We start from the raw sequence: 25033 nt of genomic DNA, 5'->3' as shown, positions 1-25033 counted from the left end.
GCTCTTGTAACAGCATGTCGTTGCCGCCACTTTCCCTTCCCGACGATCTTGCCAGCGCCCACGCCGCGCTGCTGGTAGAGCGCGAGGCGCGGTTACGGGCGGAGGCAGAAGCCAGCAGCGCCAAGGCCAAGCTTTCCAGCATTGAAGCCCTCAACGCCCATCTGCAATTGCTGATCGCCAAACTGGAGCGCGACAAGCATGGTCCCGGCCGGGAGCGCACGCAGCGACTGATCGACCAGATGGAACTGCAACTCGAGGAACTGGTTGCCGACGCGACCGAGGACGAGCTCGCTTCACAAGCGTCTGCCGCCAAAACCCGAGATGTCCACGCCTTCACCCGCAAGCGGCCGGTGCGTAAGCCCTGGCCAGAGGATATCGTGCGCGAACGCGTCGTCGTCGAAGCGCCGGTTGCCTGCACCCACTGCGGGAGCGAACGACTGTCGAAGCTGGGCGAGGATAGCACCGAGACGTTGGAAGAGATCCCGCGCCGCTTCAAGGTCGTTGAGACCGTGCGAGAAAAATTTACCTGCCGGGATTGTGGCTGTATCAGTCAGGCGCCGGCACCTTTCCATGCCACGCCACGCGGCTTCCTCGGTCCCAACCTGCTCGCCACCATTGTCTTCGACAAATTCTCCGAGCATCAACCGCTTAACCGCCAGAGCCGGCGCTTTCGCAGCGAGGGGATCGATCTGTCCACGCAGACGCTCGCTGATCAGGTTGGCTACGTCAGCGCCGCCGTCAAGCCGCTCTTCGACATGATCGAGACCCATGTGTTTGCCGCCGAGCGCCTCCACGGCGACGACACCACCATCCCTATCCTGGCGAAAGGGCAATGCACGACGGGGCGCATCTGGACCTACGTTTGCGACGACAGGCCCTTCGGGGGACAGTCACCGCCGGCCGCCGTCTTCTACGCCTCCAGCGATCGGCGCGGCGAGCATCCTCAAAAGCATCTGGTCGAGTTCACGGGCATCCTGCAGGCCGACTGCTATAATGGCTTTTATCCGCTCTTCGATCGGACGAAGAAGCAGATCCCGGTGACGCCGGCCTTCTGTTTTGCCCATGCGCGAAGGAAGTTCTTCGAGCTAGCCGATGTCTCTCGGAGTGCCCGTCGAGGAAAGGGCCTGAGACCTGTCTCAGCGACGGCACTGGAGGCCGTCAGGCGTATCGATGCGTTGTTCGTCATCGAGCGCGAGATCAATGGCAAGAGCGCCGAAGAGCGTCGTGCCGTTCGTCAGGAAAAGAGCAAGCCGCTACTGATCGAACTGGAAGCGCGGCTCAGGCTCGAACTTGAGGGCCTGTCGCGATCATCACCGGTGATCGAGCCGATCAACTACATGCTGTCTCGCTGGGCTGATTTTGCCAGATACGCTGACGATGGCCGAATTTGCATGACGAATAACGCGGCCGAGAGAGCGCTACGCGGAGTTGCATGCGGCAGAAAAAACTGGAGCTTCGCCGGTTCCCAGCGCGGCGCAGACCGAGCTGCCATCATGCTGACGCTGATCACCACCGCTCGCCTCAACGACGTCGATCCAAAGGCATGGCTGGCCGACGTTCTGACCCGGATCGCCGATCTGTCCGTCTCCCGCCTGCATGAACTGTTGCCGTGGAACTGGAAAGCCATCCGTGCCAAGGCTATTGCGGCTGCCGCGTAAACAGCGTTTGGAACAGCTCTTCCGATCGGCGCAGACCCTCATCCGTCAGGACCAACGACTTCGACTTGTTTACGGGGTCACAGATCAGCCCCTTCTGGTGCAGCCGATCGGTCGTCGTCCAGTCAAACCCCTTCCACGCGCAGCGCTCGTTGTGCAGCGTCAACCAGAGCAGCGCCAGAACCGCGTCATCGATCCTGTCTTCGTCAATCTCCATCCCGCCAGCTTATCACGCGAGTGCTTCTCTGTCCCTGCGGTTCGGCTCGGATGCGTACGTTCTGATGGACTCTAATGGGGGAGAACAGGCTTTACGTCGAGATTGATGTCAAGTTGTCAGTCTCGTAGGGGTCGTTTGCGGGAGGGGGCGAAATCCTACGCTAAGTAGAGGATATGCTTCCAATCTTGCGGGTTTTCAAGGTGATGTCATGTCTGGATGGCGCCCGTTTGGCAATGTGATTTTGGCCGGTGTTTGAGCTTTGCGGGTCGGGTGCAGACATGACATCACCCCTGTCGGTCCTGTCGGCGCAAATTTGCTTCTATAAGTCTGAGCATTGCGTCCTAAACCAGGCGACCGCGTCATGCGTCTCTGTCCGATCCGGCGTTAAGGGCACCAGATAGAAGGCTCCGGGAGCTTGTATCTCGGGGCCGGGCACCGCAATCAGTCCTTCCGCATATGGATCGCCCCCATCCAAAACCTTCCAGACAAGGACGACGCCTTGTCCTTGCTGTGCCGCCACGATCGCATCATGGTATCGGCTGACGGAAAGGGAAGGCGGCGGCAGGTGTCTGTCTCCTAGTGCTGCCCGTCCCCAGTCTTCCCAACTGATCCAGTGAGGGCCTGGTGTGTCGTAGTGGATGAGAGGAGAGGCCGCGACGTCGCCCTCCGTCGCGATCGGGTGGTGTTTGAGAAATTCCGGCGACGCCATTGCGAGAACGTGCGCGCCGAACAGGCGGATCGCTGATGGCTCCTCCCGCAATCCCGGTGCATAGCGGATTATCAAGTCCGCACTCTTCGTTTTTGCATCCGTCAATTCGTCATATGCGATGACACGCAGAGTGACATCGGGATTCGTGTTCCGAAAATCGGCCATTCGTGGCATCAGCCAGAACCGCGACAAAGAAGCGGACAACATTACGGTAAGCGGCTTTCGCTCCTGCTTCCCGATATCGGACATGGTATCAGCGATTGAGGATAGTGCGGCATGCGCACTTACGGACAGCCGCTGTCCTGCCGCTGTCAACTCCACATTGCGGTTACCACGGGTGAACAATCTGGTACCGAGGCGTTCCTCAAGCAGCGAAATTTGCTTGCTGACCGCAGCTTGGGTGACACCGAGCTCGTCCGCAGCCGACGTGAAGCTGCGGAGCCTTGCAGCGGCCTCGAAGGCAAAAATGGTGGCCAGCGGGCCGATCTGGGCGCGGAGCGTTCGCATAACTTCAGGATATGTCTAAAGAGAAAATTTGTCCAGTTGTCAAACCCTGCAATGAGCGGCACTCATCGTTGTTATTGCCGCGATTGGAGCGGTTTGCTTTTCATCGGAGACGTCCATGAACGCTGACAACACTTCGTCGATCACTGATCTGGTGACGCATTATCGCCGGGGATATACATTGCCTGCCCCGTTTTATACCCGGCAGGATCTGTACGGCGTCGATCTCGATGTGTTCTTTCACAAGCACTGGATTCTGGCCGGCGTGACGGCGGATATTCCCGAGCCAGGAGATGTCCGCAAGCTCGATATCGGGACGACGTCCATCCTCTTGCTGCGCGACGATGACATGCAGGTCCGCGCCTTCCACAATGTCTGTCGCCATCGCGGCGCGCGGTTGGTCGGCGAAGACAAGACGTCAGTAGGACGGCTCGTCTGTCCCTATCACCAGTGGTCCTATGACCTGAACGGCGACCTTGTGCACGCAGCGCATATGGGTAAGGAGATGGACCGCGCCTGCCACGGGCTAAAGCCGGTCAATCTGCGGGTGATCGGCGGACTTGTGTTCCTATGCATCGACGAAAACGCTCCATCGGACATCGATGATATTTCACGTATTCTCGGCGAGCGCCTCGAACCCTACGACTTGGGGAATGCCCACGTGGCGCTGGAAAAAACCATCGTTGAGCCGGGCAACTGGAAGCTCAGTGTCGACAACAATCGCGAGTGCTACCACTGCGAGGGTTCTCATCCCGAACTACTAAACACCTTTGTCGGCATGGATATCGGCTTTGATCCTGATGAAGTCGGCGAGGAAGAAAAGGACGAATATACTAGGCATTGCGAGATCGCCAGTTCGCAGGTTGCGGTATGGGAGGGCCAAGGCTTCCCCTCGCGGAAGGTCGAGCATTACGAGGGGTTTGCGACCCTCTTTAGAACAGAGCGTTTTATGATCGCGGGCGCAGGCGAATCCCATACGATAGATGGTTCTGCGGCATGCCGGAAGCTTCTGGGTCGGTTGACCGATCCGCGCTTTGGCGACATGCATTTGCATACCCATAATTCGTGGTCCCATTTCTTTGCCGATCACGCTGTCATAAGCTGGATCATCCCTCTTGCCCCTGATCGCACGGAACTGCGCACTATCTGGCTGGTGAACAAGGACGCTCGCGAGGGCGTCGACTACGATTTCGATCGTTTGACAGAAGTCTGGCTTGCGACCAACCAGCAGGACGCCGATCTTGTGACGATCGCCCAACAGGGCGTCGCATCGACGGGCTATCAACCGGGACCCCTCTCCGCATTTTGCGAAACCGCGGTCGATCGCAACATTGCCTGGTATATCGAACGGCTTCAGAAACATGGGTTTGGCGCGTGAACACACCCTCCCCCCTATCGGAAGCCGGCGAGTTTCGTCTGGAATGCATTGGCGTTCGGCAGGAAACGCACGTAGCGAAGACCTATCTCTTCGCCCATCCGGCCGGCCAGTTCCGCTTCAATCCAGGCCAGTTCCTGAACTTCGTTTTCGAGATCGACGGAGAGGAACATATCCGCAGCTATTCGCTATCGTCATCCGCGTTGAACGCGGAGAATGTTTCCGTCACGGTCAAACGCGTGCAGGGGGGTCGGGTGTCGAACTGGCTGTTCGAGCATATGCGGCCCGGTCTGCAGGTCAGAGCCTCCGGACCAATGGGACAATTCAGTTGCGGGCTTGAGCCGGAAACGCCGCTTTTGCTGTTGACTGCCGGTAGCGGCATCACGCCGGCGGCGTCCATGCTGCAAAGCCTGGCGGACAAAGCGTCCACCTGCGATGTATTGCTGGTTCATTTCGCCTCCAGCGCGCAGGACATGATCTTCCGTGAGCACATGCGCCGATGGGTCGAGGCTCTTCCTGGACTGCGTATCGTACCCGTAGTCACACGCCATATCCCCGGCGCGGGCTGGATCGGTCCGGTCGCGCGGCTCAGTTCCGACCTTTTGCGTGCTCTGGCGCCGGATGTCGCGCAGCGCCATGTCTATTGCTGTGGCCCGGGCGGCTTCATGGACCTGGCCACATTGATGCTGAAGCAGATGGGTCATCCGCCCGACGGCGTCTTCATCGAAAGCTTCGAAAGCGCCCGCGAGGATGACAATATCGGGAGCGCGGCAGAGGCGGGATCGGCTCAGTTTACCGTGACCTTCGCCAAAGCGGGATTGACCGCCAGCGTGGACGCAGAAACCACGGTCCTGAAGGCGGCGAAGGTGGCGGGCGCCCGGATCCAGACCTCTTGCGGCAAGGGCGTTTGCGGAACCTGCCGCGTGAGGATGTTGTCCGGCACGGTCGAGATGAAACATCAAGGCGGCATTCGCCAGCGCGAAATCGACCAGGGCTTCATTCTGGCGTGCTGCTCCCGCCCCACATCGGACGTCGTCATCGAAAAGTGAAAGGCCGCGGAAAAACCGGAGGCCGAGCAAGTTGCCCGACCTTACAGTTTCAGCCCATGCGTTCCGAAGAATAGGAACCGGGCGAGGCGGGGAAGACGACGGTCTTGTTGCCGTTGAGGAAGACGCGGTGGTTGGCATGAGCGTGGATGGCCCGTGCCAGAACCGAGGCTTCGACATCGCGCCCGAGACTTACATAGTCCTGCGCCGACTGCGCATGGGTGACGCGCACGGTGTCCTGCTCGATGATCGGGCCTTCGTCCAGCTCGGCGGTGACATAATGCGACGTTGCCCCGATCAGCTTCACGCCGCGTTCGAAAGCCTGCTTGTAAGGGTTGGCGCCCTTGAAGCTCGGCAGGAAGGAGTGGTGAATGTTGATGATCCGACCCGACATTTCGCGGCACATCTCGTCGGACAGAACCTGCATGTAACGGGCAAGGACGATCAGCTCTGCGCCCGTTTCGCGCACGACCCGCATTTGGTCTGCTTCCGCCTGCTGCTTGTTGTCCTTCGTCACTTTGATGCAATGGAACGGGATATCGTGGTTCACCACGACCTTCTGATAGTCCATATGATTAGAGATCACGCCGACGATGTCGATCGGCAGCGCGCCGATATGCCAGCGATAGAGAAGGTCGTTCAGGCAGTGGCCGAACCGGCTGACCATGATGATCACCTTCCTTTTTCGCGATTCGTCACGGAAGCTCGCTGTCATGTCGAAGGCTTTGGCGGTTTCCGCGAAGCCCTCTTCAAGCGCCGGCAACTGGGCTCCCGTTTCGGATGTAAAACTGATGCGCATGAAGAAACGGCCGGTATCGACAGCGTCGAACTGGGCGCTGTCGGTGATGTTACAACCGGTTTCGGATAGATAGCTGGCTATGGCGGCGACGATGCCGCGTTGCGATGGGCAGGTTACGGTCAGGCAGTATTTTGACATCTGGTTTCCCTCCGCTCTCCAAATTGGGAGCATGCCGTTTTGCAGAGAAGGACCGGAGCCTTCCCTTATGATCCAAGCGCTCGATGGCGATCGAGCCCGCCTATGCCGTCAATTCTTCTGGTTCCGCCAAGTCATGCGCCCGGCAGCAGGCGACGACGGTGTTGGCGAGCAGGCAGGCTATCGTCATTGGGCCGACCCCGCCTGGAACAGGTGTGATTGCCCCCGCCACGCCGACTGCGGACCCGTAATCGACGTCACCGACGAGCCGGCGCTTGCCGTCCCGCTCGATCCGGTTGATGCCGACATCGATCACCGTGGCTCCCTGCTTTATCCAGTCGCTCCGGATCATCTCCGGACGACCGACGGCGGCGATGAGAATGTCATCCTGCCGGCAGACGTCAGGCAGGTTGACTGTCTGGCTATGCGCGATGGTCACGGTGCAATTTTCTTGCAGCAAAAGCTGCGCTATCGGCTTTCCGACGATATTCGAGCGGCCGACGACGACCGCATTCAGCCCGGTGAGCGCACCGTGATGGTCCCGGAGCATGAGAAGGCAGCCGAGCGGTGTGCACGGCATCAGCGCCTTCTGGCCGGTTCCAAGACGCCCGACACTGGATATGTGAAACCCGTCGACATCCTTGGCAGGGTCGATCGCGTTGATGACCGCTGCGGCGTCGAGATGTCCGGGCAAAGGCAGTTGCACGAGAATGCCATGAACCGCCGGATCGGCGTTCAGGTCTTCGATCAGCGCCAGAGGGGTTGTCTCGCCGGTCTGTTCGGGAAGGTGATGCTCGAAAGAGGCCATGCCTGCTGCCATGGTCTGGAGGCCCTTGTTGCGGACATAGACATGCGAGGCTGGATCGTTGACCACCATGATCACCGCCAGTCCCGGCGTGATCCCGTGCGTCTTGCTCAAATGCGCGACACGAGCTGCCACTTTTTCGCGGATCCTGGCGGCGAAGGCCGTTCCGTCAATCACATGCGCCATGGTCAGAGCTTGTCAGTGAGGTCGGGGAGGATAGTGAACAGGTCTCCGACAATTCCGTAATCGGCCACCTGGAAGATGGGGGCGTCCGCGTCCTTGTTGATTGCCACGATGACCTTGGAGTCCTTCATGCCGGCCAGATGTTGGATGGCGCCGGATATGCCGACGGCGACGTAGAGTTGAGGTGCTACAATCTTGCCCGTCTGGCCGACCTGCCGATCATTGGGCGCGTAGCCGGAATCGACCGCCGCGCGGCTGGCGCCGACGGCTGCGCCCAGCCTGTCCGCCAAAGTTTCGATCAGTGCGAAGCTCTCGCGCGATCCAACGCCACGTCCGCCCGAAACCACCATTCTGGCGGAGGTCAGTTCGGGCCTTTCCGAGGCTGCAATCTTGTCCTCGATCCAAGCGCTGGCGCCAAAGCTGCCCATCCGCACGGATTGGATTTCAGCGGCCCCATGCTGTTCCACCGCGGCAAACGACGCAGTGCGAACGGTGAAGACCTTGATCCTGTCGGCCGAGCGCACCGTCTGGATAGCATTTCCAGCGTAGATCGGCCGTTCGAAGGTCTCGGGATCGATAACGGCGGTCACATCGGTCATGACCATGACGTCCAGCAAGGCGGCAACGCGGGGAAGCACATTCTTCGAAAACGCGGTCGCGGCGGCGGCGATATGGCTGTAGTTGCCGGCCAGCGACACGACGAGGTCCGCCAGCGGTTCCGCCAAACCATGGCCAGCGTCTTCGGCATGCAGGACTTTCGCCGCGCCGCACAGTTTGGCCGCTTCAGCGGCGGCGGGAGCCGGACCGGCTACCAGCACATGGACCTCGCCCAGCGTCTTGAGGGCGGAGATGGTCTTGGCGACCCCGTCGATAGCCAAATCGCCGTTGTTCACGTCGGCCAGAAGAAGAACAGCCATGTCAGATTACCCCCGCTTCGTCCTTCAGTTTCGCCAGCAGTTCGTCCACCGATCCGACCCGCACGCCGGCCTTGCGTGCGGCCGGCTCGACAGTCTTGATCACAGTCAGGCGCGGCGCGATGTCGATGCCGTAATCCGCGGGGGTCTTTTCCGCCAAGGGTTTCCTCTTGGCCTTCATGATGTTGGGCAGGCTCGCATAGCGCGGCTCGTTCAGGCGCAAGTCGGCGGTGATCACCGCAGGCAAGGTCACGTTGATGGTCTGCAGTCCGCCATCGATTTCGCGGGTGACTGTGGCCTTGGAGCCCTCGATTGAGATTTCCGATGCAAAGGTCGCCTGGCCCCAGCCCAGCAGTGCTGCCAGCATTTGCCCGGTCGCATTGAGATCGTTGTCGATTGCTTGCTTGCCGGCAATGACAAGGCCCGCTTCCTCCTCTCGAACGACGGCGGCCAGAAGCTTGGCGACGGCCAGCGGCTCGATGTCCTGGTGTACGTCGGAGGTGGCCTCGATCAGAACGGCCCGGTCGGCTCCCATGGCAAGCGCTGTGCGCAACGTATCCTGCGCCTGCTTGACGCCGATCGAGACAGCTACAATCTCCGTGACGACGCCATTTTCCTTCAGACGGATCGCTTCCTCAAGCGCAATCTCGTCAAAGGGGTTCATCGACATCTTGACGTTTGAGAGATCAATGCCGCTTCCGTCCGCATTCACACGAACCTTAACGTTGTAGTCGATCACCCGTTTTACCGGCACAAGCATCTTCATGCGGACAAGTCCTCTTCAGCTCATGCCTGTGTACATAAGTGAACAGAAAAATCTGTCAATAGGCTTGTTGTATTCTGGCCCCAAATGAAAGTCTGTCCGCCGAGTGGGGAACTGGCGGGATCAGTCGCGTTCGGCTTCTGCGCGCGCCGCCGACATAACGACCGCCTCGAAGCTTGCCAGCTCTTTCGGATCAGGCTCCTGGCCGCAAAAAGCCAGAACATAGGCACGCGTGCGCGAAAAACGTGTCAGGATGTCCTCGCGGAAATCCAACGTGTATTGGCCGATCTGGGTGAAATAGAGCACGCGAGCTCTGACGATTGCGTCGTCCTCGGCAAAGCCGTGACGGGCAAACATGCCGGTTAAAGCGCCCAGTCGCTGCTGATCCGCACCGGCGACTACTTTCAGGACCTCGGGCGCCCGGCGTGCCCAAAGACGGACAGCGACATCCAGATGCGGATCGAAGAGATCTTCGTTCACCCAGCACTCGAAAACGTTCAAAATCGCTTCAGAAATGCTACCGGCCGGACGAAGCGCGCGCTGGATGATGGGGCCGGTGTTCTTGGTGAGCCAAAAGTCGAGCATCTGGCCGTACAGATCCTGAGGGTTCTTGAAAAACCAATAGAAACTGGAGCGCGAAACATTCAATTGTTTCGCCATGATTTGCACTTTTACGCGATCGATTCCGTCTTTCACGAGCAATTGAAGCGCGAGCTTCAACCAATCTTCGCGGGTCGAGCGGCCTTGCAGATTTTCTTCTGGCGCCTGACTCTGTGCAGTGGTGATTACCATCAAAACTACCTTTTTCCTTTTTGATCCAGCATAGACGTCAAACGGGCGGCCGAACAAGGATAATCAGACCGACCGAGCCACTCCTTTTATGCCGCGCCGGTTATTTCTGTACATTTATGAACACTTGTGCTATTCACTCAGGCGACGCGGAGGGAGCAGGATATGGAAGATCTGCAGAATACAAGGCGAACGCGCGGCCGCCGCAGTCAGGTTGATAGATCGCCCGCCACAAGCCCGGCCTATATCAGGCTCAGCACCCCTTTTGTCCCGCAAAGTGTCTATAGCAGTGACCGTATCGCGGCGATCCATGACGGGGCTCTACGCATTCTGGAGGAGCTCGGGATCAAGATCCTCCTTGACGAGGCGCGGCAGGCATTCAAGGCTGCCGGCGCGCGTGTCGATGAAGACAGTCAATTGGTCCGCATCGGTCGGGAGATCGTTGAATCGGCGCTGGCTACAGCACCGCGCTCGATCCGCCTGAAGGCCGCCAATCCGGCACGCGAGCAGGACTATACGCTGGGATCGATGCTGTTTATGGCGGGCGCTGGCTGCCCCAACGCATTCGACCGCGAGCGCGGTCGGCGGCCTGGCGACCTGCAGGGCTACCTGGATACCCTGCGGCTTCAGCAGAGCTTCGACGTGATCCATATGCACGGTCCCTCGGTCGAGCCGCAGGACGTGCCTCTCCAGTCTCGCCACTATGCCATGATGCGCGGACAACTCGAAAACTGCGACAAGCCAGTCTTCGTCTATTCCCGTGGCCGGCAACAGGTTGAAGAGAGCTTCGAGATGATCCGTCTGGCCCGGGGGCTGGACAAGGATGCATTCGCAAACGGGGTTTGGGCAACGACGGTGATCAACTCGAACTCCCCAAGGCAGCTAGACGTTCCCATGTCGAGGGGGATCATAGACTTCGCTCGTGCAGGCCAGATGTCGATTATAACGCCTTTCTGTCTGGCCGGCGCGATGGCGCCGATTACCATCAGCGGCGCTCTGATGCTCCAACATGCGGAAGCCTTGGCTGGCATCGCGCTGGCGCAGATCAGCAGAGCCGGTGCGCCGGTATCCTATGGGGGCTTCCTGTCGAATGTCGACATGAGATCCGGTTCCCCTGCGTTTGGTACGCCCGAGCACATAAAGGCATGTATCGGTTCCGGACAACTGGCCCGGCACATTGGCCTACCGTGGCGCTCGGCAACCGGCGCCGCATCCAACTTGGCAGACGCCCAGGGCGCGGCGGAAACAGTCATGGCCCTTTGGGGCGCCGTGCTTGGTGGTGCGACCGTGACAGTTCATGCTGCCGGATGGCTGGAGGGTGGCCTGACGCTGGGATATGAGAAATTCATTCTGGACATAGAGGCGCTGCAAACCATTGCCGAGCTGACGAAGCCCGAGGCTGCCGATGACGATGCGCTTGGCTTCGATGCAATCGCAGAAGTGTCGCCCGGCGGGCATTTCTTCTCCACGGCGCATACGATGGAACGGTACAAAGCCGCCTTCTATCGTCCGCTGGTGGCCGATCTTTCGAACTATGGCGCCTGGGTGGACGCAGGATCAAAATCTGCAGATCAGCGGGCGACCGATATCTGGAAACAGACACTCGCGGAGTTTCAAGCGCCCTCCGCCTGCCATGGCGTTGAAGAGCGTCTCGAGCCCTTCATTCGCTCGCGTGAAGATGCCGGCGGTGCCCCGTTAGAGGACTGAGGCTTGACCAGAGGCATCTTTTATCCTCGACCCACGTGTTGTTGGCTCTTGTCGCGACGTGCTGAATTTTGAAGGTAGCCAAACAATTCCCTATACACAAATGCCTATATGTGCATTACTGTCCATTATGAGATACCGATAGAGTATCGAGACCAACAGAGGGAATTCAATCATGCAACATTGGAGCAGTCTGTCTCGTCGAGGCTTCATGTCCATCGTAGGGACTCTGGGATTGATAGCTGCGGCCCCGCGTATGGGTTTTGCGCAGGCGGCGCCGAAGCGCGGCGGCACGCTTGCGATCGGTGTCGAGGGCGCCTCGACCGGTGATACCCTTGATCCGCGGACGTTTAACTCACCCTATTGGGCTGTCGCCTCGGGAACGGTTTTCAGCACATTGGTCGAGGCGCATGGGCCGGCCAACGAGCTTCGCCCGGGGCTTGCAAAGTCATGGGAAGGCAGCAACGGCGGCAAGCACTGGGTTTTCGATCTGGTGGAAGGGGCAACCTTTCATGACGGTCGGCCGGTCACTGCGACCGACGTCATCTATTCGCTCAAGATCCACGATGCGGAAGACTCGCGCTCGAATTCACGCGCTATTGCGGCCGCCATTGGCTCCATGGTCGCCGAGACCCCGATGCGGGTTGTTATCGAGCTGAAGGAAGGTAATTATTTCTTTCCGGCGATGGTTTCCAACTATCCACTTTGCATTATCCCCGATGGCACGACCACGTTCGACGGTATTGGCTCCGGGCCATACAAGATCACGCGTTTTGCGCCCGGAGAGGCAATCGAAGCTGCCCGGTATGATGGCTATTTCAAGAAAGACGCGGCCTGGGTGGACGAGGTGGTCATACTTGCCGCCAATGATCCTGCAGCCCGGGCGAGCGCCTTTCAAAGCGGACAAATCCAGATCGCAAGCGGCTTGGATACACGCACGGCCGCGCTGCTGAAGGCATTGCCCGGCAAGTCGCTGATCAGCCTCAGAGGATCCCAGTTTGTGGGCTTCAACATGCGCGCAGACATCGAGCCGTTCAACAATCCGGACCTGCGTCTTGCGCTGAAGTTTGCAATCGACCGAAAAGACGTCCTGAAGCGGGTCTACAGCGGAATGGGCCGGATCGGGAACGATACGCCGATCCCGCCGAACGATCCGTTGTTTGCAACCGGTATCGCCCAGAACAGCTATGATCCCGAACGCGCCAGGGCGTTATATGCGAAATCCGGACACAAGGGGACCTTGCGTCTCAGCACGTCCGATGCCGCAACCGCTCCCGCGGTCGATATGGCAGTCTTGTTCAAGGAGCATGCGGCCCGGGCCGGAATTGAAATCGAGGTCGTGCGCGAACCTGCAGATGGCTATTGGTCCAATGTATGGGGACAGGCGCCATTCCATGCGACTGTCTGGGGCGCGCGTCCCACCGCTGATATGATCCTCACGACCGCTTACTCCACTGGCTCTCCGGGCAATGATTCCCACTGGTCGAATACGGCCTTTGATACTGCAATTGCCGCTGCTCGTGTCGAGCCTGACCAGGCGAAGCGGCAGGCACTGTACGTCGAAGCACAGTCGCTCCTTTCCTCGGACGGCGGTGTGATCATACCGGTCTTCGGTGATGTGATCGAAGGCGTATCCAGTGAGGTGCAGGGATACGTGCCGGGCACGCAACCCTGCGCCAATTACCGTTGTGCCGAGCAAATCTGGTTCGCATAGAGCCATGGTAACGCTCCGTAGACGATCGGCCCCAGTGCGAGACTTCATTGTCTCGCGCGCGGTTTCCGGTATTGTGTCGCTGGTTCTGGTCACTGCCCTGATCTTTATCGGAACCACGCTACTCCCTGGTGACGCCGCTAGCGCGCTTCTCGGGCAGAACGCAACGCCCGCCGCGCTCGAAGCGCTGCGACGGGATCTTGGTCTCGACCAGCCGCTGGTCCAGCGTTATCTCGGGTGGCTGGTCAGCGCGCTGCATGGCGATTTTGGTACATCTCTGGCCTCCGGCCGTCCGGTGGCGGAAATCCTGATGCCACGTCTGCGGAACTCACTTTTGCTGGCTGGAGTTGGTGCTGTGTTCCTGCTGCCCGTTGCGATCGGCGGCGGAATCCTTGCTGCGATCTGGCAGGGCAAGTGGTTCGATCGGGCGCTTGGTTTCACATCAATGCTGTTTCTTGCGATGCCAGCTTTCTTGGTCGGATATATCCTAATCTATGTCTTCGCTGTACGGCTTGGCCTTTTTCCGCCCATGTCCGTTGCTCCGCTTTCCGGGAGCGCAGCGGCTTGGGTCCGTGTTCTGGTCTTGCCCGTTTTAGCACTTGTGATCATCGGGCAGGCACACACGATGAAATTGACACGAACCGCCATTCTTGCAGTTCTGGCCTCTGACTATGTTCTGATGGCCGAGGTGAAGGGAATTCCCAGGTCGCGTATCATCCTTCGCCATGCGCTTCCCAATGCATTGTCGTCGATCCTGTCGATTTCGATCCTCACCGTCGCCTATCTGATCGTGGACGTTGTCGTTATCGAAATCGTTTTTTCCTACCCCGGTCTTGGCAAGCTTATGGTCGACAGCGTGGCTTATCGCGACTTGACCGTAGTGCAGGCATGCGGACTTCTGTTTGCGCTGATCTTCATCATGATGAATTTTCTGGCAGACTTTCTCGCACTGCTTGCTAACCCGCGTCAACGCATACCGTCCCGGGGGACTACCGAATGAGAAATGTCGGCTTTGTTCTGTCGTTGACATGTTTCGGGCTCCTTGTCATTGCAGCACTGCTGGCACCATGGATTGCTCCATATTTGCCAAGTGACCCTGTTCACATGCCGTATGCCCCACCTGGGGACGGCGGTCTTCTTGGTGCAGACTCGCTCGGTCGCGACATGTTGTCGAGAATTCTCTTCGGGCTGCGTTATACCCTGGGCATAGCTCTCTCGGTGTCCGCGCTTGCTGCCGTGGCGGGTGTCGTCCTTGCATTTCTTGCGGCATTCCGGCGTGGCTGGACCGACATTCTGCTGGGCCGGCTGGTCGATGCCATCATGTCCGTGCCGCAGATCATCTTTGCGCTCGTGGTTCTCGCGGTTGCCGGGGTGTCTCTCACTACGCTGGTGTTGACGATGGCGGTCCTTGAGGCAACGCTGTTTTATCGCGTCATCCGTCCTGTTGCCGGAGATGTGGTGGCGATGGATTATGTCGAAGTGGCCCGTCTTCGCGGGGAGGGCCTTGGATGGTATCTCGTTCGCGAGATACTTCCAAATGCCGCACCCACGCTGATCGCCGAATTCGGAATCCGGATTGCCTATGCCGTGCTGTTCATCAGCGGTCTCAGCTTTCTTGGGGTCGGTGTGCAGCCACCGGCGGCAGATCTCGGGGGGCTCGTGCGCGAAAACGCGCTAGCTATCTCTGTTGGGCAGCTTTCGCCACTGGCGCCCGCATTTTGCATCGCGCTGATCACCCTGTCGGTCAACGGCATTGTCGACTGGTTCATTCACAAATATTCGGTCCGTGCGGAGCTTGGATGATGACAGAAGCTGTACTGCGCATCGAGAATCTGCGAATCGACGCAAAACAATCGACGATTCTCGAGAATATCGACCTTGAGGTCCATCCTGGTGAGATTTTTGGCATCATTGGTGAGTCTGGCGCGGGCAAAAGCACGCTGGCAATGGCGACGATCGGTCTTCTGCGTGCGGGCTGTCAAATGGCTTCGGGTCGGGTCGTGCTGGCAGGGCAGTCGCTGTTTGAACTCTCGCAGCCCGCATTAGAGGGCGTGCGCCGACGCAAGGTCTCTTATGTCGCCCAAAGTGCTGCTGCGGCCTTCAATCCCTTTTACCGGTTGGAAGACCAGATAACCGAGCTTGCCGCCGTGGAACTAGGGACGCCGAAAGAGGAACGGCGCGCCATGGCCACCCGTCTTTTTCGGGAGCTCCAGTTACCGGAGCCAGAAACCTTCGGTCGACGCTATCCGCACCAGGTGTCTGGGGGGCAGCTTCAACGTGCCATGATTGCAATGGCTTTGGTCAACGAGCCAGAACTCATCATCTTCGACGAGCCGACCACCGCGCTCGATGTGACGACACAGCTTGAGGTGATCCGCTTGATCCATAAGGTGGTCAAGGGCCGTGGCTGCGGTGCGATTTATATTTCGCATGATCTGGCCGTGGTCTCCCAGCTGGCCGATCGGGTCATGGTGCTTCGCCATGGCCACATTGTCGAAATGGGCAAAACCCGGGACCTCATCGAAACGCCGAAAGAGGACTACACCCGCGCATTGGTGGCCAATAAAACGACCACGAGCGGTGTTCCAGGGGCGGCGGCCTCCACGCCGATCATCGAGATTCGCAACCTTTCGGCTGGTTACGGCGGTCTGTCATTTGTGCACGACATTTCCCTGGATCTCTCTGCAGGTCACATCACGTGTCTAGTTGGTGAGTCCGGAAGTGGGAAAACGACCCTTGCAAGATCGATCGCCGGATTGGTCGATGTCCACGGCGGGGCCATCACCTTGAAGGGAGCGCCCCTTGCCGGCCGCATCGAAAACCGGAGCTTTGATGCCCGTCGGCGGGTACAATACATTCATCAATTGCCGGATCTCGCCCTTAATCCGCGGCAGACCATACGCGAGATCGTCGGTCGTCCCCTAACATGGTTTGGCGGAATGAAGGGTGATGCGCGCGAACAAAGCCTGCGACAGCTGATGCGCGACGTCGAGCTTCCCGAAAGTTTTCTGGATCGTGTTCCGGGGTCGCTATCGGGAGGACAGAAGCAGCGGATCTGTATCGCCCGGGCCCTCGCTGCACAGCCGGACGTGCTGATCTGCGACGAGGTGACCTCTGCACTGGACCCGCTGGTAGAGGAAAGTGTTATCCGTCTCCTGCTGCGCATCATGGATACGCGGCCGCTGACCATGCTGTTCATAACGCATAACCTTGGTCTCACCCGGCGTTTTGCCCATGATGTCGCGGTGATGCAGAAAGGACAGATTGCCGAATTCGGACCAGCGGAACGAATATTTGCTCATCCTCGGCAAGATTACACAAAGACCCTGATCGATTCCACGCCTCTTATGGAACGGGGCTGGCTGGAATCTCGACTTTAACCGGCTGGCAAGAGATTAGCCATCGCCTGCGGGCTTCGCCCCGTGTCCGCCACGGCACGTGGTTCGACAAACCCTGCCTTCTCCATATCGAATTCGACGTCCTCTGCGCGATTTCCACGCAAGTTTCGTCTGTACATATATGTCTATTATGCTAGTGTAAATACAGCTTGCAATGAGCCGAAAGGGTGAGCAATGAAATCCCGGTATCGTGTCGTCATCATCGGTGGTGGTGTGGTTGGTGCTTCCATCGCCTATCATTTGACCAAGCTCGGCTGGACCGATATCGCTATTTTGGAGCGTAGCGTGCTCACGGCGGGATCCAGCTGGCATGCGGCCGGGGGTATCCATACACTCAACGCCGATCCTAATATTTCTGCGCTACAGGCTTATACGATCGATCTTCTGTCTGAAATCGAAGCGGAATCCGGCATCAATATCGGTCTGCATATGACAGGCGGCATTATGATGGCTTGCGATCCCGATCGTTGGGACTGGTTGAAGGGCAGCTATCGGGTCATGCAGTCGATGGGGATCGATGACAGCCGTCTGGTCACCCCTGAGGAGATCAAGGAACTCTGCCCACTTGTGAACACAACTGACCTGCTTGGCGGCATGACTTCGCAGCGGGAAGGCTATGTCGATCCTTCTGGTGTGGTGCATGCCTATGCCCGCGCCGCCAAGAAGCGCGGCGCCGACATCATCGAGCACAATCGCGTTCAGTCGCTGAACCAGCTTCCCTCGCTGGAATGGCAGGTCGAGACGGAAAAGGGCACCATCCTTGCCGAGCACGTGGTCAATGCGGGCGGACTGTGGGCCAAGCAACTCGGCCGGATGGTCGGCGTGGAACTGCCCGTAACGCCGATGGAGCACCACTACCTTGTGACCGAGGCCATTCCTGAAATCGCGGCGCTGCCCAAGGAAATGCCGACGATCGTCGATCTCGACGGCTTTTCGTATATGCGTCAGGAGCAGCATGGCATGCTGCTTGGCATTTACGAGATCAATCACAAGCATTGGCAAATGGACGGCGCGCCATGGGATTACGGGATCGAGTTGATTCAGGAGGACACCGACCGGATTATGGACGAGCTTGCCCTCGCTTTCCATCGCTATCCCGTGCTCGAGACGGCCGGTGTCAAGCGTTGGGTCAATGGCGCCTTTACGTTCTCGCCGGATGGTAACCCTCTAGTCGGGCCCGTGCGCGGCCTGCGCAATTATTGGGTGGCGTGTGGCGTCATGGCCGGCTTCCTGCAGGGTGGCGGTGTCGGCAAATCGCTGGCCGAATGGATGGTCGAGGGGCAGGCGCAGGCCGATGTGTTCGGCATGGACATCGCGCGCTACGGCGAATTTGCCTCGAACCGAGAATATATTCGGCAGACGACTGGCCAGTTCTATTCGCGCCGTTTCATCATGACCTATCCGAACGAGCACCTGCCGGCTGGCCGCGCCTTGAGCGTGCCTGGCGCCTACGAAGGCATGACGGCCGCGGGTGCCCACTGGGGTGCGAACTGGGGGCTGGAAATGCCGCTCTATTTCGCGCCGGAAGGGTTCGAGGAAAAGCCGAGCCTGCGCCGCTCCAATGCCTTCGACATTATCGCGGCCGAAGCGAAGGCTGTGCGAGAGAAGGCAGGTCTTCTCGATATCTCCGGCTTCTCACGCTATGAGGTTTCCGGCCCGGGTGCCGAAGCCTGGCTTGATCGCATCTTTGCCTGCCATCTTCCTAAGGCGGGCAGGGCGCGTCTTGCGCCCATGCTTGGCCATGACGGCAAGCTGCGCGGCGACCTGACGCTGCTGAATTGGGGCGGTGGCCGCTACTGGATCATGGGTTCCTATTACCTGCGCGAATGGCATATGCGCTGGTTCGAAGACAACAGGGCGGACGGTGTCGCGCTTCGTGATATTTCCGATCATGTTTCCGGCTTTTCGCTGGCGGGTCCCCGTTCCCGTGAGATCTTGCAAAAGCTCACGCATCAGGACGTTGCGGCTCTTCCCCTTCTGGGATGCACGTCGATGGATGTGGGGCTTCTGCGCTGCCATGTCGCACGACTGTCGATTACTGGGGAACTCGGCTACGAGATCAACTGCAATGTGGCGCAACACGCGACGCTGCGACGGATCCTGCTGGATGCGGGACGGGAGCACGGCCTGGCCGAAGTCGGCTTTTCCGCCGGCAACAGTTTGCGGCTTGAAAAGAGCTACGGCGTATGGTCGCGCGAATTCACGCAAGGTTATACGCCTGGTGCAACCGGACTCGACCGCTTCATCGCCTGGAACAAACGCGACTTCATCGGCGCTGAAGCCGCTCGCTGCGAGCGAGATGGTGCACCTACCAGGCAGGTTTTGGTGACGCTTGAGATCGACGCCGGCGATGCCGATGCCAGTGGATATGAGCCGATCTGGCATGACGGCAAAATGGTGGGTTTTGTCACCTCCGGTGGTTTTGGCCACACGATTGGCAAGAGTCTCGCTCTTGCGATGGTAGACAGGGAAGCGTCTGCCGAAGGTACCGTCCTGTCGACGCATATCGTGGGCGAAGAACGGCGCGCTTTGGTCATCCCTGCCTCTCCGTACGACCCCGCCGGCGCGGCCATGCGCGCCTGATCCTGAGAGGCCCCGATGACACGCCACTATTCTGCGCTTTCGCTCTTCAAGGAGGGGCTCAATTCCCAAAAGGGCTGGCGTCCCGCTTGGCGCAGCCCGGAGCCCAAGCCGCGTTACGATGTTGTGATTGTCGGTGGCGGCGGGCAGGGGCTTGCCACCGCCTACTATCTGGCAAAGGTTCATGGCCTGCGCAATGTTGCTGTGATAGAGCGCGGCTGGCTTGGTGGCGGCAATACGGGACGCAATACCACGGCCATCCGCTCGAACTATTTCTATCCGGAAAGCACGGCGCTCTACGATCTCTCACTGTCTCTCTACGAAGGGTTGGCGCGCGAACTGAACTACAACATCATGTTATCGCAACGCGGCATGATGCAGATTGTCTCCAGTCCCGGAGAGATGGAACTCGCGGCGCGCATGGTCAACGCCATGCAGATCAATGGCGTGAAAGCGGAACTGCTGGATCTCGCCGAGGTGAAACGCCGCGTTCCCATTTACAACTATGCGCAGGAGGCACGCTATCCGGTTTATGGCGCCATCTGGCAGGCGCGCGCCGGCATCGCGCGCCATGACGCGGTGGCCTGGGGCTATGCCCGTGCCGCCGACCGGCTGGGTGTCGACATTATCCAGCAATGCGAGGTGGAGACATTCCTCGTCGAGGGCGGACGCTGTGTCGGCGTCAAGACCTCCAGGGGTGAGATTCGTGCCGATCGGGTTGGGATGGCGGTGGCAGGCAGCTCGGGCGCGCTTGCCGCCAAGGCGGGCTTCCGGCTGCCCATTACCTCCTACACATTGCAGGCCTGCGTCTCGGAACCCGTTAAGCCGATTTTCGACACCGTTCTGGTCTCGCCCATGACTGGCACCTATGTCAGCCAATCGGACAAGGGCGAAATCGTCATCGGTGGCGGACTGGACCGGGTGCCCTCGTACGGGCAGCGCGGCAATCTGCCTATGCTGGAAAATACGCTGTCAGGCATTCTGGAAATGTTTCCGATTTTCCGCCAGTTGCGGCTGCTGCGGCAATGGGGTGGCACGGTGGATGTCACGCCCGACAGCTCGCCCATCTTCGGCGAAAGCCCTTTGCCGGGCCTTTATGTCAATGGCGGCTGGGGCACCGGCGGCTTCAAGGGCATCCCCGCCGGAGGCACCGTTTTTGCCCATATTCTTGCCACCGGCAGTCATCACGCCATCAGTCGGCCTTTCGATCTGTCCCGTTTCCATAGCGGCCACATAATCGACGAGGCTGCCGGCGCCGGCATCGCGCATTGAGAAGGATCGATCATGCAGCTTTTCATTTGTCCGTTCTGCGGTCCACGCGCCGAGACCGAATTTCATTTCGGTGGCGATGCCGGAAATCTCAGGCCCGAGGGCGACGTCGACGCCATGGCGTGGTCGAACTATCTCTATTTCCGCGACAACAGCCGCGGCGCGGTCAAGGAAATATGGATGCATCTGCCATGCCGCGAGGTCTTTGCCATGGAGCGCGATACCGTCACCCATGAGGTGCATGCAACCCACGCGCTGACAGGGGAGGAACGGCCATGACCGGTTGGCGTATAAGGGAAGGTGGTTGGGCCACCAATCTCGACAGGCCGCTTTCCTTCACGTTCGACGGTGTGCGGGTCAATGGCTTCGAGGGCGACAGCGTCGCTTCCGCACTCATCGCTTCCGGCGTGCGGATCGTCGGTCGCAGCTTCAAATATCACCGGCCGCGCGGCTTCTGGGGCGCTGGTGCAGAGGAGCCGAATGGTATCGCCGATATTCTGGGTGAGCATCATCGCCCTAATGTGCAGATGACGGTAGAGCCTGCCCGTGACGGAATGGTCGTGCGCTCGATCAATGGGCTGCCATCAGCCGCCCATGACCGGCATGCGTTTCTCGATCGCTTCTCGCGTTTTATTCCCGCTGCCTTCTACTACAAGACGTTCATGTTTCCGAATTGGCACAGCTTCGAGCCGCGGATTCGCGCCATGGCTGGCCTAGGCGCGCTGGATCCGGATTCAACAGGCTTTAACGCGGTCGCGCCAGCCAATTTGTCCTGCGATGTCCTCGTCGTGGGCGCAGGGCCGGCCGGGCTGACGGCCGCACTGGGCGCGGCAGGGCGCGGTCAGCGAGTGGTGCTCTGCGACGATCAGGCGATGCCCGGCGGCAGCCTGCTTGATCGCGACGCCGGTATCGACGGGCTGGACGGGCGTGCATGGGTCGCGCAGGCCATCGATCGGCTGCGCGAATCGGGTGCACGGATTTTCACCCGCACCATCGCTTTCGGTCGGTACGAACACGGCATGACCGGCATTGCGGAATATTGCGCCGATGGCAAGGCCCAGCGTCTCTGGCGGGTACGGGCAGCGGAAACCATTCTGGCGACCGGAGCCATCGAGCGTGGCCTGCCATTCGCAAACAACGATCGTCCCGGTGTCATGGCTGCCGGCGCTGGCCTGCACTATTTGAATCGTTATGGCGTCGTGGTGGGTAGGCGGATCGTTCTGGCCACCAACAACGGACACGCCTATGAAACAGCCGCCGGGCTGTCGCGCGGAGGGGCAGATGTCACGGTGGTTGATCTTCGCCGTAACGTGACCCAGACAGAGTCCGCTTTCCGCGTGATATCGGGCCAGATTGGGTCGGTCCTCGGACGCACGGCAGTCGAAGGCGTGCGGCTCGTATCAGGCGAGCAGCTTGAGGCCGACACGGTGCTGGTCTCGGGCGGTTATTCGCCGACGATTCATCTCTACGGTCAGGCACAGGGTAAGCTACGCTGGCGCGACGATATCCAGGGCTTCGTACCGGATCGCGAGATTGCCGGACTCACTGTGGTGGGGGCGGCAGCCGGACAATTCGCCCTTCCGGCCGTGCTGAAGGAGGCCGCAGAGGTAACGGGTGGAAGCGTTCCGGTTGCAGACGCCCCGCGATATCCACTGGATATTGCTGCTGGATGGCCTGAGCCGGAAGCTGGCGGTCGAATCTGGCTCGACCTTCAGAACGACGTTACCGCCAAGGACGTCGAGCTTGCGGCGCGAGAGAATTTCACCTCGGTCGAACACCTTAAGCGCTACACCACGCTAGGCATGGCGAACGATCAGGGCAAGACATCGAACCTTCAGGGGCTTGCGCTGATGGCGCGCATCACCGGGCGCAGCATCCAGGAAACCGGAACGACGACCTATCGGCCGCCCTTCGTGCCCGTCCCGCTCGCCACATTCGCAGGGCATCGCGGCGGTCAGCTGATGAACCCGGTGCGCCGTCTGCCTCTGGAGGCCGAGCACAGGGCGGACGGTGCGCTGTTTCGCGAGTATGGCGGCTGGCTGCGGCCGGCGTGGTTCGGCACTCACGGCGAGGCGGAGGACGTTGCGCGGGAGGCGGTTGCCGCGCGCAACGGGGTGGGGCTTTTCGACGGTTCGCCCCTTGGCAAGATCGAGGTGATCGGGCCGGACGCCGCAGCGTTTCTCGATTTCATCTACTACAATACCATGTCGACCCTGAAGCCGGGCCGTTGCCGCTACGGCTTCATGCTGACCGAACAAGGCATCGTTTATGACGACGGCGTGCTGGTGAGGCTCGACGAAAACCGCTTCATCGTGTCGTGCTCCTCTTCCCACGTTCGGGATGTCCAGATGCTGCTGGAGGAGTGGCGGCAGGATCGTTTCGACCGAGCCCGCGTCTTCATTCATGATGCAACAGCGCGTTACGCTACGCTGACCGTGACCGGGCCGAAATCCCGCGCGCTTCTGGAGGCGGTCGATCTGAGCGTCGATCTCGACGATGCTACTCTCCCGCATATGGCGCTCGCCTTCGGGCAGCTCGGCGCGGAGCGGGTACGCGTCACTCGTGTGAGCTTCACCGGGGACCGGTCCTATGAACTGTCGATCCGCGCCGACCGGGCGCTCGCGCTCTGGCGGGCGCTCAAGCAGGCGGGGCGCGCTTTCGACGCCGTGCTGCTCGGCGGCGAGGCCTTGATGATCCTGCGCGCCGAAAAGGGGTATATCGTCATCGGCAAGGACACCGACGGGCGGACGCGCCCGATGGATCTCGGCGTCAGAGGACCGCTTGAGAAAAAGCGCGTTGAATATATCGGACGGCGCTCGTTGCATCTCCCGGCGGTCGCCGATCAGGCTCGAGCCATGGTCGGACTGGAGAGCTTAACCGGATCGGTCTTGCCAGCCGGTGCGCATGTGGTGGTCAGGGACGGTGCGCGAAAGCGCAGCATCGGCTTTGTCACGACCAGCCATTTCAGTCCGAATCTCAACCGTCCAATCGCCCTTGGCCTGGTCGAGGGCGGCGAAACCGCGATCGGTCAAACGGTCGAATTACATCATCTGGGCCAGAGCCTGGAGGCGCGTCTAGCGCCTGCCTGCGCCTTCGATCCGGAAGGGGAGAGATTGTATGCTTGATCACGCCCGCAAATGGGAACCCGCGCCGGACTGGTCGACCGCCGTGTTGAACGGCAAGCATCTGTCGGTGCGAAACGTGGATCTTCCCGATCAGGCACTTGTGAGCGGTGATCTCGCCGCCTTCGGGCATCTGACGGGGATGGATGAAAATGGTGTCGGTGCTTTCGGACATGTCAAGGGCTTACCTTATACCGTCCGTCTGGCTCGTGACCGTCTGCTCGTGGTGGGCGGGTTGCCGTCGGCGATCCACGACGGTTGGAACGAGGCAGGCTTCGCTGTTACCGCAATCGGCGGGGCGGATCGGGTCATTGAACTGAGCGGGGCAGGCGTCATGGACCTGGTTTCGCAGGCGACCACCGTGGATCCGGCTCTTGCGAGTGCCTCGGCATCCATCGGCTTTGCCGCCGTGCCGGCCCTTGCCTATCACTACGGACCAGCTTCTGACCTGCGTCTGCACGTCGAGCGGGGGCTGGCCGTCTCTATCTGGACGTGGCTGCAAACTGTCCTGAGCGAAGAGGAAGACCATGACCACTGAATTCAACACGACCCGCGCCTGTGCACTTTGCCCGAAGGCGTGATCTACCTGGATGGAAATTCGCTGGGGCCGTTACCTTTAGCTGTCAAGAACAGGATTGCTGCTGTCGTCGCCGATGAATGGGGCACAATGCTGATCCGTGGCTGGAACCAGCCCAGACGGGTCGGCGACCGCATCGCGCGCCTGATCGGGGCTGAACCCAGCTCCGTCGTCATGGGAGACGCTGTCGATCAAGGTCTACTAGGCGCTTGCTTCGGCTCTCGAGCTGAGACCGGACCGAAAAGTCGTCCTGTCGGATACCGGAAACTTCCCGTCCGATCTGTACGTTGCGGACGGGCTGCTGCGGACGCTCGGCGAGGAATACATGCTTCGCGCCGTTGCACCCGAGAAGGTGCTGGATGCCATTGACGAGACTGTTGCCGCGATCCTGATCACCGAGGTCGATTACCGGACAGGACGACGCCACGACATGAAGCCCCCGATTGAAAGAGCTCATGCGGTAGGTGCGCTGGCAATATGGGATCCGGCGCATTCGGCCGGTGCGCTGCCGGTTCAGCTCGCTGCAGATGGCGCGGACTTTGCGGTTGGCTACTCCTATAAATATCTCAATTCCGGCCCGGGTGGCCCTGCCTTTATCTATGTCGCGCCGCGTCATCAGGATGCTGCAAGGCCCGCTTTGTCGGGATGGATGGGGCACGAAGCGCCGTTCGCCTTCGATCTCGACTATCGCGCTGGTCAGGGAATCGAACGGATGCGCGTGGGTACACCGCCGAGGTGATGTCAGGTTAACTGGGATGAAGCGGTTGGCTGATATTCG

20 protein-coding genes and 2 pseudogenes are annotated in these 25033 nt (G+C 59.9%); 15 read left to right on the top strand and 7 right to left on the bottom strand.

All coding sequences use genetic code 11. The features are described 5' to 3' along the window. Positions 1 to 14: 14 nt before the first annotated feature. On the top strand, positions 15 to 1658 hold the full coding sequence (gene tnpC, locus GA0061102_RS11120) for an IS66 family transposase (protein ID WP_092846830.1): 1644 nt from the start codon (positions 15 to 17) through the stop codon (positions 1656 to 1658). On the opposite strand, the gene GA0061102_RS11115 is transcribed toward tnpC, so the two are convergent. Further along, on the bottom strand, positions 1639 to 1872 hold the full coding sequence (locus GA0061102_RS11115; protein ID WP_092846828.1) for a DUF6429 family protein: 234 nt from the start codon (positions 1870 to 1872) through the stop codon (positions 1639 to 1641). The genes tnpC and GA0061102_RS11115 overlap by 20 nt on opposite strands. A 319-nt stretch (positions 1873 to 2191) precedes the next feature. After that, positions 2192 to 3088, bottom strand: coding sequence for a LysR substrate-binding domain-containing protein (locus tag GA0061102_RS11110; RefSeq protein ID WP_092846826.1), 897 nt, complete (start codon positions 3086 to 3088; stop codon positions 2192 to 2194). A 115-nt stretch (positions 3089 to 3203) separates the two neighbouring features. Here GA0061102_RS11110 and GA0061102_RS11105 point away from each other — a divergent pair, with 115 nt between their 5' ends. Together GA0061102_RS11105 and GA0061102_RS11100 are read left to right on the top strand one after the other, a co-directional pair. Beyond that, positions 3204 to 4463, top strand: a complete 1260-nt coding sequence (locus tag GA0061102_RS11105) for an aromatic ring-hydroxylating oxygenase subunit alpha (RefSeq protein ID WP_092846824.1) — start codon at positions 3204 to 3206, stop codon at positions 4461 to 4463. Further along, positions 4460 to 5509: a flavin reductase family protein gene (locus GA0061102_RS11100; RefSeq protein ID WP_092846822.1), complete on the top strand. Its 1050-nt coding sequence runs from the start codon at positions 4460 to 4462 to the stop codon at positions 5507 to 5509. Before GA0061102_RS11105 ends, GA0061102_RS11100 begins: the two co-directional genes overlap by 4 nt. Before the next feature lie 49 nt (positions 5510 to 5558). Here GA0061102_RS11100 and purU read toward each other — a convergent pair whose 3' ends face one another. The 5 genes from purU to GA0061102_RS11075 all read right to left on the bottom strand — a co-directional run bounded on the left by purU (position 5559) and on the right by GA0061102_RS11075 (position 9897). Next, the gene (gene purU / locus GA0061102_RS11095; RefSeq protein WP_092846820.1) at positions 5559 to 6443 is read right to left on the bottom strand and encodes a formyltetrahydrofolate deformylase; all 885 of its coding nucleotides are present in this window, start codon (positions 6441 to 6443) and stop codon (positions 5559 to 5561) included. Positions 6444 to 6543: 100 nt separating this feature from the next. Next, positions 6544 to 7431: a bifunctional methylenetetrahydrofolate dehydrogenase/methenyltetrahydrofolate cyclohydrolase FolD gene (gene folD / locus GA0061102_RS11090; protein ID WP_092846818.1), complete on the bottom strand. Its 888-nt coding sequence runs from the start codon at positions 7429 to 7431 to the stop codon at positions 6544 to 6546. Positions 7432 to 7433: 2 nt separating this feature from the next. Then, positions 7434 to 8345 (bottom strand): electron transfer flavoprotein subunit alpha/FixB family protein, encoded by a 912-nt coding sequence (locus GA0061102_RS11085; protein ID WP_092846816.1) that lies wholly within the window; start codon positions 8343 to 8345, stop codon positions 7434 to 7436. A gap of 1 nt (position 8346) precedes the next feature. Beyond that, positions 8347 to 9108, bottom strand: a complete 762-nt coding sequence (locus GA0061102_RS11080) for an electron transfer flavoprotein subunit beta/FixA family protein (RefSeq protein ID WP_092846814.1) — start codon at positions 9106 to 9108, stop codon at positions 8347 to 8349. A 120-nt stretch (positions 9109 to 9228) separates the two neighbouring features. Next, entirely contained in the window at positions 9229 to 9897 is a 669-nt protein-coding gene (locus GA0061102_RS11075; RefSeq protein ID WP_092846812.1) for a TetR/AcrR family transcriptional regulator, read from the bottom strand. Positions 9898 to 10059: 162 nt separating this feature from the next. On the opposite strand from GA0061102_RS11075, the gene GA0061102_RS11070 reads away from it, so the two are divergent. From GA0061102_RS11070 to GA0061102_RS11020, 12 genes and pseudogenes are all read left to right on the top strand, one after another. Then, positions 10060 to 11601 (top strand): trimethylamine methyltransferase family protein, encoded by a 1542-nt coding sequence (locus GA0061102_RS11070; RefSeq protein ID WP_092846810.1) that lies wholly within the window; start codon positions 10060 to 10062, stop codon positions 11599 to 11601. Positions 11602 to 11809: 208 nt separating this feature from the next. Further along, a complete protein-coding gene (locus GA0061102_RS11065; protein ID WP_159432154.1) occupies positions 11810 to 13312 on the top strand; it encodes an ABC transporter substrate-binding protein in 1503 nt (500 codons plus the stop codon). A gap of 4 nt (positions 13313 to 13316) precedes the next feature. Beyond that, positions 13317 to 14309 carry an ABC transporter permease gene (locus GA0061102_RS11060; RefSeq protein WP_092846806.1) on the top strand — a complete coding sequence of 331 codons (993 nt, stop codon included), beginning with the start codon at positions 13317 to 13319 and terminating at the stop codon, positions 14307 to 14309. Then, a pseudogene (locus GA0061102_RS33880) lies at positions 14306 to 14419 on the top strand (ABC transporter permease); the annotation flags it as partial. The gene GA0061102_RS11060 and the pseudogene GA0061102_RS33880, both read left to right, overlap by 4 nt. 54 nt (positions 14420 to 14473) lie before the next feature. Then, on the top strand, positions 14474 to 15112 hold the full coding sequence (locus GA0061102_RS11055) for an ABC transporter permease (protein WP_245297983.1): 639 nt from the start codon (positions 14474 to 14476) through the stop codon (positions 15110 to 15112). After that, positions 15109 to 16689 carry an ABC transporter ATP-binding protein gene (locus tag GA0061102_RS11050; protein WP_245297974.1) on the top strand — a complete coding sequence of 527 codons (1581 nt, stop codon included), beginning with the start codon at positions 15109 to 15111 and terminating at the stop codon, positions 16687 to 16689. The genes GA0061102_RS11055 and GA0061102_RS11050 overlap by 4 nt, the downstream gene beginning before the upstream one ends. 192 nt (positions 16690 to 16881) lie before the next feature. Beyond that, the gene (locus GA0061102_RS11045; protein WP_092846802.1) at positions 16882 to 19290 is read left to right on the top strand and encodes a GcvT family protein; all 2409 of its coding nucleotides are present in this window, start codon (positions 16882 to 16884) and stop codon (positions 19288 to 19290) included. Between the two features lie 15 nt (positions 19291 to 19305). Next, positions 19306 to 20559, top strand: coding sequence for a sarcosine oxidase subunit beta family protein (locus tag GA0061102_RS11040; protein ID WP_092846800.1), 1254 nt, complete (start codon positions 19306 to 19308; stop codon positions 20557 to 20559). Positions 20560 to 20571: 12 nt separating this feature from the next. Further along, a complete protein-coding gene (locus tag GA0061102_RS11035) occupies positions 20572 to 20835 on the top strand; it encodes a sarcosine oxidase subunit delta (protein WP_092846798.1) in 264 nt (87 codons plus the stop codon). Then, positions 20832 to 23681 (top strand): 2Fe-2S iron-sulfur cluster-binding protein, encoded by a 2850-nt coding sequence (locus GA0061102_RS11030; RefSeq protein ID WP_092846796.1) that lies wholly within the window; start codon positions 20832 to 20834, stop codon positions 23679 to 23681. Before GA0061102_RS11035 ends, GA0061102_RS11030 begins: the two co-directional genes overlap by 4 nt. Further along, a complete protein-coding gene (locus GA0061102_RS11025; protein ID WP_092846794.1) occupies positions 23674 to 24216 on the top strand; it encodes a sarcosine oxidase subunit gamma family protein in 543 nt (180 codons plus the stop codon). Before GA0061102_RS11030 ends, GA0061102_RS11025 begins: the two co-directional genes overlap by 8 nt. Further along, a pseudogene (locus GA0061102_RS11020) lies at positions 24217 to 24988 on the top strand (aminotransferase class V-fold PLP-dependent enzyme); the annotation flags it as partial. Between the last annotated feature and the right edge of the window lie 45 nt (positions 24989 to 25033).

The sequence above is a fragment of the Martinezella miluonensis genome (assembly GCF_900094545.1).
GTDB lineage: Bacteria > Pseudomonadota > Alphaproteobacteria > Rhizobiales > Rhizobiaceae > Rhizobium > Rhizobium miluonense.
The sequence above is the reverse complement of the archived record's forward strand: the minus strand, read 5'-3'. Positions and strand labels throughout refer to the sequence as shown.

Bases quoted from the DNA above. Each gene is read 5' to 3' on its own strand.
- GA0061102_RS11055 (WP_245297983.1), top strand. From the start codon at position 14,474: ATGTTGTCGAGAATTCTCTTCGGGCTGCGTTATACCCTGGGCATAGCT.
- purU (WP_092846820.1), bottom strand. From the start codon at position 6,443: ATGTCAAAATACTGCCTGACCGTAACCTGCCCATCGCAACGCGGCATC.
- GA0061102_RS11040 (WP_092846800.1), top strand. From the start codon at position 19,306: ATGACACGCCACTATTCTGCGCTTTCGCTCTTCAAGGAGGGGCTCAAT.
- GA0061102_RS11115 (WP_092846828.1), bottom strand. From the start codon at position 1,872: ATGGAGATTGACGAAGACAGGATCGATGACGCGGTTCTGGCGCTGCTC.
- GA0061102_RS11030 (WP_092846796.1), top strand. From the start codon at position 20,832: ATGACCGGTTGGCGTATAAGGGAAGGTGGTTGGGCCACCAATCTCGAC.
- GA0061102_RS11035 (WP_092846798.1), top strand. From the start codon at position 20,572: ATGCAGCTTTTCATTTGTCCGTTCTGCGGTCCACGCGCCGAGACCGAA.
- GA0061102_RS11110 (WP_092846826.1), bottom strand. From the start codon at position 3,088: ATGCGAACGCTCCGCGCCCAGATCGGCCCGCTGGCCACCATTTTTGCC.
- GA0061102_RS11070 (WP_092846810.1), top strand. From the start codon at position 10,060: ATGGAAGATCTGCAGAATACAAGGCGAACGCGCGGCCGCCGCAGTCAG.
- tnpC (WP_092846830.1), top strand. From the start codon at position 15: ATGTCGTTGCCGCCACTTTCCCTTCCCGACGATCTTGCCAGCGCCCAC.
- GA0061102_RS11065 (WP_159432154.1), top strand. From the start codon at position 11,810: ATGTCCATCGTAGGGACTCTGGGATTGATAGCTGCGGCCCCGCGTATG.
- folD (WP_092846818.1), bottom strand. From the start codon at position 7,431: ATGGCGCATGTGATTGACGGAACGGCCTTCGCCGCCAGGATCCGCGAA.
- GA0061102_RS11085 (WP_092846816.1), bottom strand. From the start codon at position 8,345: ATGGCTGTTCTTCTTCTGGCCGACGTGAACAACGGCGATTTGGCTATC.
- GA0061102_RS11045 (WP_092846802.1), top strand. From the start codon at position 16,882: ATGAAATCCCGGTATCGTGTCGTCATCATCGGTGGTGGTGTGGTTGGT.
- GA0061102_RS11025 (WP_092846794.1), top strand. From the start codon at position 23,674: ATGCTTGATCACGCCCGCAAATGGGAACCCGCGCCGGACTGGTCGACC.
- GA0061102_RS11060 (WP_092846806.1), top strand. From the start codon at position 13,317: ATGGTAACGCTCCGTAGACGATCGGCCCCAGTGCGAGACTTCATTGTC.
- GA0061102_RS11080 (WP_092846814.1), bottom strand. From the start codon at position 9,108: ATGAAGATGCTTGTGCCGGTAAAACGGGTGATCGACTACAACGTTAAG.
- GA0061102_RS11075 (WP_092846812.1), bottom strand. From the start codon at position 9,897: ATGGTAATCACCACTGCACAGAGTCAGGCGCCAGAAGAAAATCTGCAA.
- GA0061102_RS11105 (WP_092846824.1), top strand. From the start codon at position 3,204: ATGAACGCTGACAACACTTCGTCGATCACTGATCTGGTGACGCATTAT.
- GA0061102_RS11050 (WP_245297974.1), top strand. From the start codon at position 15,109: ATGATGACAGAAGCTGTACTGCGCATCGAGAATCTGCGAATCGACGCA.